Genomic DNA, 14,099 nt, shown 5'->3' with positions numbered 1-14,099 from the left:
CGGGCTGGGCGGCATAATAGCGCGTTCGTCGGTGCCCGGCCCTTTCGCGTTAGCGCGGGGCCAACGAGGGCTGAAGAGGGAACACGGAGCCGCGGTCTTTTCGAAGCCCGGGCCTAGCCGTGGCTGCCCCCGCAACTGTATGCAGCCTGTATTCGCGCCATTCGCCACTGGATTACCGGGAAGGCGGCGCGAAGCGGAGGTTCCTCCCCCGGGTGGAACGCCGGGCTGCGAGCCAGGAGACCTGCCGCCGAAACCAGTCGCGAGTGCCAACATCGGGCGGGGTGTACCGATGCCGTGGTCTGTCCCTGGGGGACAGCGGTGCGGTCGCCGCGACGCCGATTCGAGTAGCGTTTTTGAACGACGACCAGACCCCGGCGCCCCTGCCCGTACCACGTCCGTCACCCTGTCCCGGCCTGCTGCGTATCGTCCAGGCGCTGGACGGCGGCATCTGCCGCATCAAGCTCGATGCCGGTCGCCTGGACGCCGCCCAGGCACGCGCCGTGGCGGCCGCGGCGCGGGATTGCGCCAGCGGCGTGATCGAGGCGACCAACCGTTCCAACCTGCAATTGCGTGGCGTCCGCCGCGGCGAGGAAGAGCGGCTCGTCCGCCGCCTGCTGGACGCCGGCCTCGGTCCCCGGCATGGGGCCCTGGCCGGCGCCGACGACGTGCGCAACCTGATGCTCAGCCCGGCCGCCGGGCTCGATCCGCACCTGTCGCTGGACGTGCGCCCGCTGGCCGCTCGGCTGTTGCTGCGGCTCCAGGCGGACAGCCGCTACCACGCGCTGTCGGCCAAGTTCGCCATCCAGCTGGACGGCGGCGAAGACCTGGCGATGCTCGAACATCCCCATGACATCTGGCTCTCGCCGATGCCTGCGGCGCCGACCGCGACGCTGGTCTTCGGACTCGCCGGCTGCCCGGCCCGCGACCGCCCCCTGGCGGCGTTGCCGGCGGAGCGGGGCGAGTCCCTGGTGCTGGCGCTGCTCGACCTGTTCCTCGAACGCGCCCAGCCGCAACAGACGCGGATGCGCCACCTGTTGCAGGAGCTGGCCGGAGAACCCTTGCTGGAGGCCTTGCAGGCGCGCCTGGATTTCCCTCTGCGGCGTGACGAGCGGGTGGCGGCCTGGCGGCGTCCGCCGGGGCGTGCGTGGAGTCATCTCGGCGTCCAGCCGCAACGCCAGCCGGGCCTGGCGATGGTCGGCGCGGCGGCGCCGCTCGGCCGGCTCGACAGCGCTTGCCTGGAAGGCCTGGCCGAGCTGGTCGAACGCCATGGCGACGGCAGCCTGCGCCTGACCCCCTGGCAAGGCGTGCTCCTGCCGAACCTGGCGCACGCCGAGGCCGACCAGGCGCTGCTCGGCCTGCGCGGACTCGGCCTGCTGACCGAGCCCGATGCGCCGTTGGCGCGGCTGATCGCCTGCAGCGGTTCCAGCGCCTGCGCCAGGGGCCTGGCCGACACCAAGGGCGACGCCTTGCGCCTGGCCGAACGCCTCGGCCCGCGCAGCGACCTGCCGCAACTGCACCTGTGCGGCTGCGAACGGTCCTGCGCCGCTGCCCACCGCGCGCCGCTCACCCTGCTGGCGCGCAGCGGCGGGTTCTACGACCTGTACCGGCACGACCCATGTCACCCCGGATTCGGCCAGTTGCTGGCCAGCCGCCTGACTTTCGCCACGGCCGCCGACTACCTGGCGGCCCTGCCTTCCCAGCCCACTTCCGGAAAACCCGCATGATTGACTACATCCGCGATGGCCAGGCGATCTATCGCCAGTCGTTCGCCACCATCCGCGCCGAAGCGAACCTCGCCGGCATCCCGGCCGACCTGGAAAAGCTCGCGGTCAGGGTGATCCACGCCTGCGGCATGGTCGACGTGGTCGACGACCTGCGCTTCTCGCCGGGCGCCGGCGCCGCCGGCCGCGCCGCGCTGGCCGCCGGCGCGGCGATCCTCTGCGACGCGCGGATGGTCGCCGAAGGCGTGACCCGCTCGCGGCTGCCCGCCGCCAACCGGGTGATCTGCACCCTCAACGAAGCGGACGTGCCGGCGCTCGCCACGGAACTCGGCAATACCCGCTCGGCGGTGGCCCTGGAGCACTGGCGCGAGCACCTGGAGGGCAGCGTGGTGGTGATCGGCAACGCGCCGACCGCGCTGTTCTACCTGTTGGAAATGCTCGACGCCGGCGCGCCGAAACCGGCGCTGATCCTGGGCTTCCCGGTCGGCTTCGTCGGCGCCGCGGAATCCAAGGAGATGCTCGCCGCCGATAGCCGCGGGGTGCCCTACGTGATCGTCCGCGGTCGCCGTGGCGGCAGCGCCATGGCCGCCGCGGCGGTGAACGCCCTGGCCACGGAGCGCGAATGATGAGTGTCGTGAAGGGCCGCCTGCTGGGCCTGGGCGTCGGGCCCGGCGATCCCGAACTGATCACCCTCAAGGCCCTGCGCCTGCTGCGCGCGGCGCCGGTGGTCGGCTATTTCGTGGCCAAGGGCAAGAAGGGCAACGCCTTCGGCATCATCGAGGCGCACCTGGACCAGGCCCAAGTGCGCCTGCCGCTGGTCTATCCGGTGACCACCGAGAAGCTGGAACCGCCGCTGTGCTACGAGACCATCATCAGCGATTTCTACGACACCGCCGCCGAACAGCTGGCCGCGCACCTGGACGCCGGCCGCGACGTGGCGGTGATCTGTGAGGGCGACCCGTTCTTCTACGGTTCCTACATGTACCTCCACGACCGCCTGGCGACGCGCTACGAAAGCGAAGTGGTGCCTGGCGTTTGCTCGATGCTCGGCGGCGCGGCGGTGCTCGGTGCGCCGCTGGTGTACCGCAACCAGAGCCTCTCGGTGCTCTCCGGAGTGCTGCCCGAGGAGGAGTTGCGCCGGCGCCTGGCGGATGCCGACGCGGCGGTGGTGATGAAGCTCGGCCGCAATTTCGACAAGGTCCGCCGCGTGCTGGTCGAGCTTGGCCTCGAGCGCCGCGCGCTGTACGTCGAGCGGGCGACCATGGCCAACCAGCGGATCGTGCCGTTGGAACGGGTGGAGCCGATGGCCTCGCCGTACTTCTCGCTGATCGTCGTTCCCGGCGACAAGTGGCAGGGAGGGGCCGGCGGTGAGTGACGCCCAGCAGGTTCCGGCCATCGTCATCCTCGGCCAGGGCGCGCTGGATACCGCGCGGCGGGTCCAGGCGCGCTATCCCGGAGCGCTGGTCCATGGGCTCGCCGGGCGGGTCGAGGCCGACCGTTCCTATACGGACTTCGGCGACACCCTGCGCGAACTGTATTGCGCCGACCGCCCGATCGTCGCCCTGTGCGCCGCCGGCATCGTCATTCGCAGCCTGGCGCCGTTGTTGCAACGCAAGGGAGCGGAGCCGCCGGTGCTGGCCCTGGCCGAGGACGGCAGCGCGGTGGTGCCGCTGCTCGGCGGGCTGGCCGGGGTCAACCGGCTGGCGCGGGAAATCGGCGAGGTGCTGGCCGTGGCGCCGGCGATCACCACCAGCGGCGAGCTGCGCTTCGGCACCTGCGTGCTCAACCCGCCCGTCGGTTATGTCCTGGCCGACCTGGAGCAGGGCAAGCGCTTCGTTGCCGATTTGCTCGGTGGCCAGCCGGTGCGCGTCGAGGGTACCGCCGGCTGGCTCGACGCGGCCCGTTTGCCGCGCGACCCGGCGGCGACGCTGGCGATTCACGTGACGCCCTCGGCGCGTGCGCCGCGGGCCGAGGAACTGCTGATCCATCCGCGCTGCGTGCTGGCGGCGCTCGAACCTGCCGACGCGGCGGCGGACGCGGTGCGCCAGGCGCTGGTCGATGCCGGCCTGGCCGCGGCGGCGCTCGGCGGCTTGCTGGCCGACAGCGCGCGGATGGCCGATCCGCGCCTGCAGGCCGCCGCCGATGCGCTCGGCGTACCGCTGCGCTTCCTGCCGCAGGCCGATCCCGCTGCGCGCCTGCGCCAGGCCTTGCCCGCCGCCGAGCAGGTCGGCGACCGGCTGGCGGTGGCCGCCGCGCCCTTGGCGATGGACCGCATCGGCCAGCGTCGCGGCCGACTCACGGTGATCGGCCTGGGGCCCGGCTGCGCCGAGCTGATGGTGCCTGCGGCGCGACGGGCGCTGGACGAGGCCGAGGACATCCTCGGCTACCAGACCTACGTCGACATGGCCGGACCCTTCCGCGCCGGACAGGTGCTGCATGGCAGCGACAACCGCGAGGAATTGCAGCGCGCCCGGCATGCCTTCGAACTGGCGGCGACGGGCAGGGCGGTGGTGCTGGTATCGTCCGGCGACCCCGGCGTGTTCGCCATGGCCGCCGCGGTGCTGGAAGCCCTGCATGGCGCTGGCGAGCCGGCCTGGGACGCGGTCGAGCTGCGGATCTTCCCTGGTGTCTCGGCGGCCCTGGCCACCGCGGCCAGGGCGGGGGCGCCTCTGGGCCACGATTTCTGCCTGCTGTCGCTGTCCGACAACCTCAAGCCCTGGGAGGTGATCGAGCGGCGCCTCGACCTGGCCGGCGCCGCCGACCTGGCGATGGCTTTCTACAATCCGATCTCGCGGGCGCGGCCCTGGCAACTGGGACGGGCGCTGGAGATCGTCGCCCGCCATCGTTCGCCGCAGACCCTGGTAGTGCTCGGTCGCGACATCGGGCGGCCCGGCGAGCGCCTGCTGCGCACCACCCTGGGCGAGCTGCGTGCGGAGCAGGTGGACATGCGCACCCTGGTGATCATCGGCTCGTCCACCACCTGCAGCTTCCCGCGCGCCGACGGCGAAGCCTGGGTCTACACGCCGCGCTGGTACCCATCGGAATAGCGGGGCGGGAGAGCGCGCGGAAATGTGGCAGACTGCTGCGCGCATCCCTGTACCGCGGAGCCTGAATCCATGTCCTTTCGCTGTTCCCCGTGCCGCCTGGCCGGCATCCTGCTGGCGGCGCTGTTCGTTCCGGGGCTGGCCGCGGCGGCCGGCTCCTGCGAGCGCCTGGTGGCCACCGGCAACCCGGAATACCCACCCTACCTGTGGCGCGACCCGCAGGATCCGAAGCGCCTGATCGGAGCCAATGCCGACCTGTTGCAGCGCCTGGGCAAGGAACTTGGCGTGCGCATCGACGTGCTCTACAGCGGCTCCTGGGAGAAGGCCCAGGAAGAGGTGACCAGCGGTCGCGCCGACCTGCTCGCCGGAGCCTATCTGACCCTGGCACGGCTCGGCAGCATGGACTACGTGCATCCTCCGTTCCTGATGACCAGCGGGGTGGTCTGGGTGAACAAGGACGCCGCGTTCCCGTTCATCGGCCGCGACGACCTGATCGGGCACAAGGGCAGCGTGCTGGCCGGCAGCAGCCTGGGCGAGGAGTTCGACCGCTTCGCCAAGGCCAGCCTCGACCTGAAGCCGGTGCCGAGCCTGACCCAGGGCTTGCAGGACCTGATGCTCAAGCGCAGCGAGTTCCTCCTCTACCAGGCGCTGCCCGGGCAGGCCCAGGTCGAGGCGCTGGGCATGGCCGACGACCTGGAGGCGCTGGAACCGGTGCTGAGCAGCGAGGGGCTGTACCTGACGCTGTCGCACAACTCCGCCTGCAACGATCCGTGGCTGCGCGGACAACTGGCGAAAAAGATGACAGAATTGTCGGCTGCCGGCGTTCCCGTAACGCTCTTGCAGGACAATCTCGAACGCTGGAAAGCCCAGCAATTGCCGGCTTCCGGCGCCAGTTCGACTACGCAGGAAAGTGACTTGTGAGCATTCGATGGATGATGGCCGCAGGCCTCGCCGCGCTGACCCTGAGCGGTTGTGCGAGCAACGACCCGGCTCCGCTGGAGCAGATGCGCCTGACCGAACAGGCGCTGGAGCAGGCCAAGGCGGTGGGTGCCACCGACGACGTGGCCGAGCTGAAACTGGCCCAGGACAAGTACGCCGCGGCGCAGATCGCGATGACCGCGGAGTCCTACAAGAAGGCGCGCCTGTTGGCCGAGCAGGCCGAGCTGGACGCACGCCTCGCCGAGTCCAAGGTGCTGACGCAGAAGAGCAAGGACCAGCTCGGCGAGCTGGACAAGAGCCTGAAACGTCTGCGCAAGCAACTGGGGGAGACCGACTGATGCCGGGCAAAGCGACTCTCTTCGCCACCCTGCTGGCCTGCGCAGCGCTGGCTGGCTGCGCCGACCACAAGCTCAGCGAACAGTCGCTGGCCAAGGCGCAGAGCGAGTTCGACCAGGTCAAGGAAGATTCCGACGTGCTCCGCGCGGCGCCCAAGGATGTGATTCGCGCCGGCGAATCGCTGGCCCGCGCCGAACGCCTGTCCAGCTACTGGGGCAGCAGCAGCGACGTGATCCAGTATGCCTACCTGAGCCAGCGCTACAGCGAGATCGCTCGCCAGCACGCCTTGCTCAACCTCAACCAGGAGCGCCTGACCCGCCTGCAACTGGAGCGCGAGCGCCTGCAACTGGCCCTGCGCGAAGCCAAGCTGCTCAGCGTGCAGGAGCAGGGCCAGCGCCTGAGCGAGGAGATCGCCAGTCTCAGCACCGAGGAAACCGAGCGTGGCCTGGTGCTCACCCTTGGCGACGTGCTGTTCGACTTCAACCGCGCCGAACTCAAGCCGGCGGCCAACCGCACCGCGCTGAAGCTGGTGCAGTTCCTCCAGCTCAATCCGCGGCGGGTGATCCGCATCGAAGGCTATACCGACAGCGTCGGCGACAGGCAGGCCAACCTCGACCTGTCGCGCGAGCGCGCCCAGGCGGTGGCCGACGTGCTCGCCGATCTTGGCGTGGATCCCGCGCGCATGCAGGTGGTCGGCTACGGCGAAGCCTTCCCGGTCACCGACAACGCCTCCAACCGGGGACGGGCGCAGAACCGCCGGGTGGAGATCGTCTTCTCCAACGACAAGGGCCAGCTCAGCGCGCCGCGCTGAGAACCGCGCCGCCGCGGGAAGCCCCGGTACCCCAAAGGGTCCGGGGCTTTTTTCGTCTGGCGAACCGGGTGGCGCCGGATTCCTCTTTCAGAACTTGCGCAAGAGCGGGCTATCATCGGGATCGAACTAGTTCGAGCGGCAATCCGTGCAGCATAAGCACCTTGTATTTCGTTATAACGAGTAGAGAGGCGCCATGAGTTCGAACGAAACCCTGCCGGGGTTGGTGATCGCCGATTCCTTCCCGGTCATGCAGTGGGCGCTGCAGCGCTACCTCAGCGAGGAGTGCGGACGCCAGGTGCTGGCGGTGGTCGGCGATAGCGACAGCCTGGTGGAGCGTCTGGCCGACCTGCCGCCGGAAAGCATCCTGATCACCGAGCTGGGCTTGCCTGGCCAGCGCAGCCGCGACGGTATCCACCTGGTGGAATGGCTGACCCGGCACTGCCCGCAAATGAAGGTGATGGTCTACTCGGTGTTCAGCGCGCCGTTGCTGGCCAAGGCGGTCCTGCGCAGCGGCGCCTCGGCCTACATCAGCAAGCGCAGCCCGCTGGAGACGTTGAAGGCGGCGCTGGAGTGCATGGCGCTCGGACAGACCTTCCTCGACCCCGGCCTGCACCCGCAGCGGCATACCGGCAAGCCGCTGAGCCCCACCGAGGTGGACATCCTCCGGCGCCTGGCGCGTGGCGACACGGTCAGCGAGATCGCCCAGCGGACCATGCGCAGCGTGTCGACCATCAGCACCCACAAGAAGAACGCGATGGTCAAGATAGGCCTCAACAGTGACGCCGAACTGATCGCCCTGGGCGTGATGAACTGGCTCCACGAACTCGCCTGACCGGGGTTCGAAACATCTCGACCGCCAGTTGCGGAACAATCCTCGCCAGCCCCCGGGAGCCATCCCGCCGCAGCCGAGGAATCCGCATGATCCGCCAGCCCCGCTTTGCCCGTTTCGTCCTGCCGTTGTTGCTGAGCCTGTGCCAGCCGTCCTTCGCCGCCGAACTCCGCGCGGTTGCCGAAGCACGCCGCCAGGAACTCCTGCTGGAGGACTCGCCGGTGGCGTGCGGCGAGGCGGGCTGCACGGCGCGGGAAAGCCTCAGCCTGGTGGCATTGCAGGTGCAGGCCCGGGTTCTGGTCACCCGCCTCAGCCGCGATGACTTTTCCCCGACCTCCCGCCAGCCCGCCGCCGTCCCGGACTACCGCCTGTTCGGCGATCTCGGCCTGGCGCCAAGCCCCTTCGCCTGGCAAGCGTCGACCGGCGAGAGCGCGGCGGCGGACGCGTTGCGTTTCTGACTTTCCCTATGGCCGCTCCCCAGGCGGCTCTTGGCGGACTATTTCCCGCCCGCACCCGGCCGGTGGCGACCGACCGGGTTTTCTTTTCCTCGCAAACGCGCCGTCTCTGCGACCGACCCGTACAGTTTTGCGACTGTATGCCTGGTTGTCGGCCGAACTGTTCTGGAGCAGTTTCACGAATTGAGCTACTGTTTCGGTTCAATCGCCGAGGAAAACCCGCCATGACCAATCTGCTGCTTTACCAACGCATCGCCCAGCAGTTGGCCGAGGACATTCGCCGTGGCGTCTACCAGCCGGGCGAGCGGGTACCGTCGGTGCGCAAGCTCAGCACCCAGTTGAACGTCAGCCACGCCACCGTGCTGCAGGCCTACGCCACCCTCGAGGACCAGGGACTGATCCGTGCCCGTCCGCAATCCGGCTTCTACGTCCACCGCACCCCGGCGCTGACCGCGCCGACCCCGGATATCGCGCGGGTCGAGCGTCCCGGCCTGGTTACCCGCAGCAGCATCATCAACCAGGTGCTCGCCGAGTCCCGCCGCGAAGGGGTATTCCCGCTCGGCGCGGCGGTGCCGCATGTGGACTACCTGCCGGTGCGCGCCTTGCACCAGCAACTGGCCAAGGTCACCCGCTTCCAGAGCCCACGGGCGTTCAGCTACATGTTCAGCCCCGGTTTCGAGCCGCTCCGGCGGCAGGTGGCGATCCGCATGCGCGACGCCGGCGTGGTGGTCGACCCGTCGCAGGTGACCATCACCCACGGCTGCGTGGATGCGATCCACATGGCCCTGCGGGTGCTGACCCGTCCCGGCGACCTGATCGCCACCGAGTCGCCGAGCTACTACGGCCTGCTGCAACTGGCCGACGTGCTGGGCCTGAAGGTCATCGAGATCCCCAGCGACCCGCGCACCGGGATCAGCCTGGAGGCGCTGCAACTGGCGGCCAACCAGTGGTCGATCAAGGCCTTGGTGCTGACCGCGCGGCTGAGCAATCCCTTCGGTGGGACGATTCCCGAGGATCGCCAGAAGCAACTGCTGAAACTGACCGCCGAACACAACATCGGGGTGGTCGAGGACGACATCTACGGCGAACTGATGTTCGACCAGGGCCAGGCGCGCTCGCTCAAGTCCCATGACCGCGACGGCCGGGTGATCTACTGCTCGAGTTTCTCCAAGACCATCTCGCCCGGCGTACGCATCGGCTGGATCATCGCCGAGCGCTACCAGGAGGAGATCCGTCGCCTGCAGACCTTCACCACCCATTCGGCCTGCACCGTGACCCAGATGGGCGTCGCCGCCTACTTGGAGAACGGCGGCTACGACCGCCACCTGCGCTACATCCGCCAGGAGTACCGGAAGAACATGACCGCCTACCAGTTGGCGGTGCAGCAGTACTTCCCGGAGGGGACGCAGATGACCCGGCCCAAGGGCGGCTTCATCCTCTGGGTCAGCCTGCCGGCCAAGGTCAACACCAAGGAACTCCACGTGCGGGCCCTGGAGCAGGGCATCAGCATCGCCCCGGGGCTGATCTTCAGCAACACCGAGCAGTTCAACAACTGCCTGCGGCTGACCTGCGGGATTCCCTGGAACCGCGAGGCGGAGCGGGCGATCATGACCCTCGGCATGCTTGCCGGGCAGCTTTGCCAGGAAGGCCTGATCGCCGCCTGAGCGCGAGGCGCTCCCCTGGCTGAGGGGCGCCCCGCGACAGTCCGCGAAGAATTTTCCCGGGGATTAACCCGAATCCACCGACAGCTTCGTCTCAGCGGGTATCTCTCCGCTGCACGACGAGGTCGTCTCGATGTTTTTCCCGGCTTCCATCCGGACCGGCACTTTCGCCGAACTGTCCGACGCTGGAAAATGTCTACCGATAGCCGCTCCGGCCGCGCTTCTGGCGACGGTCCGGGCGTTTCGTGGCGACGCCGATGCGTGCCGCGAAGGATGTGGCCGATGAGCCTGCTCTCGGTCGCCTTTGACACAGGACAGGAGTCGACCAGCGGCATGCATGCCTCCACCAGCGCCACGATGGCCGCCGGCAGCGACGAAACGCTGCTGGCGCGTTACCGCAAGGGCGACAGCGCGGCCTTCGAGGTGCTCTACCAGCGCCATCGGCAAGGTCTCTACCGTTTTCTCTGCGGCCTGGCCGGACAGACCGAACTGGCCGACGAGATCTACCAGGAAACCTGGCTCAGCCTGATCCGCAGCGAGAGCCAGCCGCAGGGCCGGGCGAGCTTCCGCACCTGGCTCTACCAGATCGCCCGCAACCGCCTGATCGATCATTGGCGCAAGCATGGCCAGCGCCAGCCGTTGCAGGACAGCTACGACGAACAGTTGCACGCGCAACCCGACCAGGGCGCCGGCCCCGAGCAGCAGCTCAGCCTGAGCCGCGACGGCGAGCGCTTGCAGAGCGCGCTGGAGACCCTGCCCGAGGAACAGCGCGAGGTATTCCTGATGCGCGCCCACGGCGAACTGGAACTGGCCGAGATCGCCACGCTCACCCAGTCGCCGCTGGAGACGGTGAAGAGCCGTTTCCGCTACGCGGTGCAGAAGCTGCGCCGGCTGCTGGCCGAGGAGGTGGCGGTATGAACCCACAGAAGCATTCCGCGAGCGTCGCCGAAGAGCAGATGCTGGCGCATTTCCGCGCCCACGCGCCGCAGCAGCCGGCGCCGGCGCTGGACCAGGCGATCCTCGCCGCCGCGCGACGCCAGGCGGCGCATGTCGAACCTGCCCGGCCCTGGTGGCGGCGCTGGCTGGAAGCCTCCCGCAGGCCGCGTTGGCAGGCGGCCTTCGCCAGCCTGCTGGGCGTGGCGCTGGTGCTGGGGCTGGTCAGCCACAACGTGCTGGACGACGCCGAGCGCCAGGCCCGGCCCGAAGTGGCGTTCAGCGATGTGCCCCTGCGCGACGGAGTCGCCGGGGCCGCTGCGGCGAAGCGGGCCATGCGCGCGCCGGCGGCGCCGGCTCCGCTGTCCGGCGAGATGTCGGAGTCCCCGGCCTTGCTGGCCAGCTACGCATCGTCCGGGGAGGCGCCGCAACTGATGGCCGAGGCCGCGCCGCCGGCTCCGGCTGCCCTGGCCGACCGACCGCCGGCCCAGGCCGCGCAGCAGGCGAAGGTCCAGGCGGAGCTGGCTGACGACTTCGTCGCCCAGGCCAGGGGCAAGGCGGTTGCGGTGAAGCCGGAGGTGCTCGACGAGGCGCTCGGGGCGGTCCTTGCCCTGCGTGAGCAGGGCAAGACGGAGCAGGCCGCGACCCAGTTGGCCGAGCTGCAGAAACGTTTCCCCGGAGAGAACCTGGTGGAACGACTGGAACGCCTCGCGACGATAGCCGCGAGCGCCAAGAAACGGCCGTGACGACCATGGCCCGCGACGCCGTGATGGCGTCGCGGGCTGACATCAAGCGGTTATCCGTGCATGACAGGTTAGACATGGGGCGAACAACCGAGAGAGTGCCAGGATGACGATAGTGACCCCTTGCCTTGGTTGCAGTCTGCCGTCAGCATTGCCGCAATTGGCCATACCTGCGTGACTATGAAACGTCTTTGCCGAATTTGCGTCGTTGTTCTTTTCGGTTGCTTCCTGGCGGCCTGTGATGACGGCTCCAAGGCACCGGAAAAGAAAGCCCCGGAAGCACCGCCGCAGGAGCAGCGCGCCCCTGCCAAGCCAGTGAAGCCTGCACGAGCGGAGCCAGCGCCTGCCGTGCCTGCCGCGCCGAAAACAGCTTCGAAGAAGGTCGCGCCAGCCGCGGAGCAGGTTGCCGAACCCAAGCCGCCGGCCAAGCCGAAGCCTGCGGCTGCGCCGCCGAAGCCGGCCAGCAGGCCGGTCGCCAAGGACAAGCCGGCGCCGGCGAAGCGCGCTTCCACCGCTCGTCTCGACCCCGAGGTGCGCAAGCCGCTGCCGAGCGCCAAGCTGGACCTGCGCCTGCCGAAGGAACTGGTGCAGAAGATGGCGCCGCCCGGCACGGAAGAGACCCATAAGCCCAAGCCGCTGTTGCCGCCGATGTTCGAGGAAAAGGACGACAGCGACTTCCGCCTCAACGGCCAGTTGCTCTATCGCGACCGCGAACTGGGCGTGTCGCGGCCCCTGGAAGGGGCCGAGTTGCAGTTCGAGTTCCGCCAGTAGGCCGCCCCGGCGCTCAGAAGCGGTAGCGCTGCTCCTGCAACGCCTGGTACAGCTCCGCGTCCAACGGCTGGTAGCCGGCGCTGCCGGGCAACCTGACGAAGAGTTTGTCGCTCACCCGCGCGGGATCGTAGGCGTCGCGCTTGAGGTCGGTCTTCTTGTACTTGAAGGTGCCGGTGGTCTCGACTTCGCGCAGCAGGCGCAGGAACACCGGCGTGGCATAGGCCGGCAACTCGCGGTCGAGGTGCGCGGCGAGGGCCTCGCGGTCCAGTTCGACGCCATCGGCCAGGCGCAGTGCGGCCATCCCGCAGCGGCCGTTGGTGCCGGGAATCTCCACGCCGTAGACCACCGCATCCTCGACCCCGTCGAAGGCGCCGAGGGCGTTTTCCACCTCGGTGGTGGAAACGTTCTCGCCCTTCCAGCGGAAGGTGTCGCCGAGACGGTCGACGAACTGGGTGTGCTTGAAACCGATGTCGCGCATCAGGTCGCCGGTGTTGAACCAGGCGTCGCCCTTCTTGAACACGTCGCGGAGGATCACCGCTTCGCTCTTGGCCGGATCGGTGTAGCCGTCGAACGGCCACTTCGCGCTGATCTCGCTGATCAGCAGGCCGACCTCGCCCTTGCCGACCTTCTCCATGAAGCCCTTGGCGTCGCGCACCGGGCGGTCGTTCTCCAGGTCGTAGCGGACGATGGCGTAGGTGGCTGGGGAGAAGCCCACCGTATTGTCGAAATTGAATACGTTGGTGAAGCCGATGTTGCCTTCGCTGGAAGCGTAGAACTCGGTGATCCGCTGGATCTCGAAGCGTTGCTTGAACTCGGCCCAGATCGACGGGCGCAGGCCGTTGCCGATCATGCAGGTCAGGCTATTGCCGCGTTCCTCGGCGCACGGCGGCTGGTTCAGCAGGTAGCGGCAGAGTTCGCCGATGTAGCCGAAGCAGGTCGCCCGGTAGTGCTGCACGTCCTTCCAGAAACCGCTGGCGGAGAACTTGCGGCGCAGGGCCATGGCCGCGCCGCCGGCGAGCGCCGCGCTCCAGCAGACGGTCACGGCGTTGTTGTGGTAGCAGGGCAGGGTCAGGTAGAGCACGTCGTCGCGGCCCAGGCCCAGGCCGGAATGGCCGAAGCCGCCGTAGGCCTTGATCCACTTGCCGTGGCTCATGATCGAGGCTTTCGGCAGGCCGGTGGTGCCGGAGGTGTAGATGTAGAAGCAGGAGTCCTTGAGCCGCACCCTGCCGGTGTCCTCGAGGTTCTCCGAGGTCTGTCCCTGGGCCAGGCGCATCAGGTTGCGCCAGCCCATCGGCGGCGAGCCGGGATCGCCGAGGGTGTCGCCGTCGTCGACCCAGTAGCAATGGCCGGCGTTGCCGAGCACCTCCTGGCGGACTTCCTCGAACACCTCGCGCAACTCTTCGCCGACCACGAAGTGGCCGGGCTTCACCAGGTTCAGGCTGTGCACCAGGACCTTGCCGCGCTGGGTGGTGTTGACCAGTGCGCCGATGGCGCCGAGCTTGGCCAGGGCGGCGAGGATCGCCAGCAGCTCGACGCGGTTCTCCAGCATCACCGCGACCACGCTGCCGTGGCCTACGCCCTCGGCCTTGAAGGCGCGCGCCAGGCGATTGGCCCAGCCGTTGAACAGGGCGTAGCTGATCCGCCGCTGGCCGTCGAGCACCGCCGGGTTGTCCGGGTACAGGCGTGCCGCGCGCTCCAGCGCCCAGCCCAGGGACAGGCTCTTCTCGCGGTTACGGATCGCGGTGTAGTACAGGCCGCGCAGCATGCGCGGCACGCGGCCGAAGGTGGCAGGCAGGCGGGCAACGAAACGGTTGAAAGTGATCAGGTCGGCGTGGGTCATGGCTCTCGCGCTTTGT

At 69.0% G+C, this 14,099-nt stretch carries 14 protein-coding genes and 1 riboswitch; of the genes, 13 read left to right on the top strand and 1 reads right to left on the bottom strand.

Annotated features, from left to right (window positions below; genetic code table 11):
- The first annotated feature begins 12 nt into the window (after positions 1-12).
- Positions 13-263: riboswitch (cobalamin riboswitch) on the top strand.
- Between the two features lie 90 nt (positions 264-353).
- The 13 genes from cobG (at position 354) to LT948_RS13775 (ending at position 12,243) form a co-directional block, all read left to right on the top strand.
- Positions 354-1,724, top strand: coding sequence for a precorrin-3B synthase (gene cobG / locus LT948_RS13835; RefSeq protein WP_023095408.1), 1,371 nt, complete (start codon positions 354-356; stop codon positions 1,722-1,724).
- Positions 1,721-2,347 carry a precorrin-8X methylmutase gene (locus tag LT948_RS13830; RefSeq protein WP_003107929.1) on the top strand — a complete coding sequence of 209 codons (627 nt, stop codon included), beginning with the start codon at positions 1,721-1,723 and terminating at the stop codon, positions 2,345-2,347. Before cobG ends, LT948_RS13830 begins: the two co-directional genes overlap by 4 nt.
- Complete coding sequence (locus LT948_RS13825; protein WP_003091011.1) at positions 2,344-3,096, top strand: precorrin-2 C(20)-methyltransferase; 753 nt, start codon at positions 2,344-2,346, stop codon at positions 3,094-3,096. Before LT948_RS13830 ends, LT948_RS13825 begins: the two co-directional genes overlap by 4 nt.
- On the top strand, positions 3,089-4,768 hold the full coding sequence (gene cobJ / locus LT948_RS13820) for a precorrin-3B C(17)-methyltransferase (protein WP_073657011.1): 1,680 nt from the start codon (positions 3,089-3,091) through the stop codon (positions 4,766-4,768). The genes LT948_RS13825 and cobJ overlap by 8 nt, the downstream gene beginning before the upstream one ends.
- A gap of 69 nt (positions 4,769-4,837) precedes the next feature.
- Entirely contained in the window at positions 4,838-5,686 is an 849-nt protein-coding gene (locus LT948_RS13815) for a substrate-binding periplasmic protein (protein ID WP_003091009.1), read from the top strand.
- Positions 5,683-6,042, top strand: coding sequence for a DUF4398 domain-containing protein (locus LT948_RS13810; RefSeq protein ID WP_003091008.1), 360 nt, complete (start codon positions 5,683-5,685; stop codon positions 6,040-6,042). Before LT948_RS13815 ends, LT948_RS13810 begins: the two co-directional genes overlap by 4 nt.
- The gene (locus LT948_RS13805; protein ID WP_003091007.1) at positions 6,042-6,851 is read left to right on the top strand and encodes an OmpA family protein; all 810 of its coding nucleotides are present in this window, start codon (positions 6,042-6,044) and stop codon (positions 6,849-6,851) included. Before LT948_RS13810 ends, LT948_RS13805 begins: the two co-directional genes overlap by 1 nt.
- 193 nt (positions 6,852-7,044) lie before the next feature.
- Entirely contained in the window at positions 7,045-7,683 is a 639-nt protein-coding gene (locus tag LT948_RS13800) for a response regulator transcription factor (protein ID WP_003091005.1), read from the top strand.
- A gap of 86 nt (positions 7,684-7,769) precedes the next feature.
- Positions 7,770-8,138, top strand: a complete 369-nt coding sequence (locus tag LT948_RS13795) for a hypothetical protein (protein WP_003091004.1) — start codon at positions 7,770-7,772, stop codon at positions 8,136-8,138.
- Between the two features lie 221 nt (positions 8,139-8,359).
- Complete coding sequence (locus LT948_RS13790; protein ID WP_003091003.1) at positions 8,360-9,799, top strand: aminotransferase-like domain-containing protein; 1,440 nt, start codon at positions 8,360-8,362, stop codon at positions 9,797-9,799.
- Between the two features lie 330 nt (positions 9,800-10,129).
- Positions 10,130-10,714 (top strand): ECF family RNA polymerase sigma factor SbrI, encoded by a 585-nt coding sequence (gene sbrI / locus LT948_RS13785; protein ID WP_073657016.1) that lies wholly within the window; start codon positions 10,130-10,132, stop codon positions 10,712-10,714.
- A complete protein-coding gene (gene sbrR / locus LT948_RS13780; protein WP_073657012.1) occupies positions 10,711-11,475 on the top strand; it encodes an anti-sigma factor SbrR in 765 nt (254 codons plus the stop codon). The genes sbrI and sbrR overlap by 4 nt, the downstream gene beginning before the upstream one ends.
- Before the next feature lie 345 nt (positions 11,476-11,820).
- Positions 11,821-12,243 carry a hypothetical protein gene (locus tag LT948_RS13775; RefSeq protein ID WP_003091000.1) on the top strand — a complete coding sequence of 141 codons (423 nt, stop codon included), beginning with the start codon at positions 11,821-11,823 and terminating at the stop codon, positions 12,241-12,243.
- Between the two features lie 13 nt (positions 12,244-12,256).
- Here the strand turns inward: LT948_RS13775 and LT948_RS13770 are convergent, their stop codons facing one another.
- Positions 12,257-14,083: a long-chain-acyl-CoA synthetase gene (locus LT948_RS13770; RefSeq protein ID WP_003101743.1), complete on the bottom strand. Its 1,827-nt coding sequence runs from the start codon at positions 14,081-14,083 to the stop codon at positions 12,257-12,259.
- Positions 14,084-14,099: the final 16 nt, after the last annotated feature.

Origin of the sequence: Pseudomonas sp. CP-1 (assembly GCF_021213715.1) — a bacterium.
Taxonomy (GTDB): domain Bacteria; phylum Pseudomonadota; class Gammaproteobacteria; order Pseudomonadales; family Pseudomonadaceae; genus Pseudomonas; species Pseudomonas aeruginosa.
The sequence above is the reverse complement of the archived record's forward strand: the minus strand, read 5'-3'. Positions and strand labels throughout refer to the sequence as shown.

Coding starts and splice junctions, on each gene's coding strand:
- LT948_RS13830 (WP_003107929.1), top strand. CDS start 1,721: ATGATTGACTACATCCGCGATGGCCAGGCGATCTATCGCCAGTCGTTC.
- LT948_RS13825 (WP_003091011.1), top strand. CDS start 2,344: ATGATGAGTGTCGTGAAGGGCCGCCTGCTGGGCCTGGGCGTCGGGCCC.
- LT948_RS13815 (WP_003091009.1), top strand. CDS start 4,838: ATGTCCTTTCGCTGTTCCCCGTGCCGCCTGGCCGGCATCCTGCTGGCG.
- LT948_RS13805 (WP_003091007.1), top strand. CDS start 6,042: ATGCCGGGCAAAGCGACTCTCTTCGCCACCCTGCTGGCCTGCGCAGCG.
- LT948_RS13800 (WP_003091005.1), top strand. CDS start 7,045: ATGAGTTCGAACGAAACCCTGCCGGGGTTGGTGATCGCCGATTCCTTC.
- LT948_RS13795 (WP_003091004.1), top strand. CDS start 7,770: ATGATCCGCCAGCCCCGCTTTGCCCGTTTCGTCCTGCCGTTGTTGCTG.
- LT948_RS13790 (WP_003091003.1), top strand. CDS start 8,360: ATGACCAATCTGCTGCTTTACCAACGCATCGCCCAGCAGTTGGCCGAG.
- sbrI (WP_073657016.1), top strand. CDS start 10,130: ATGCATGCCTCCACCAGCGCCACGATGGCCGCCGGCAGCGACGAAACG.
- sbrR (WP_073657012.1), top strand. CDS start 10,711: ATGAACCCACAGAAGCATTCCGCGAGCGTCGCCGAAGAGCAGATGCTG.
- LT948_RS13770 (WP_003101743.1), bottom strand. CDS start 14,083: ATGACCCACGCCGACCTGATCACTTTCAACCGTTTCGTTGCCCGCCTG.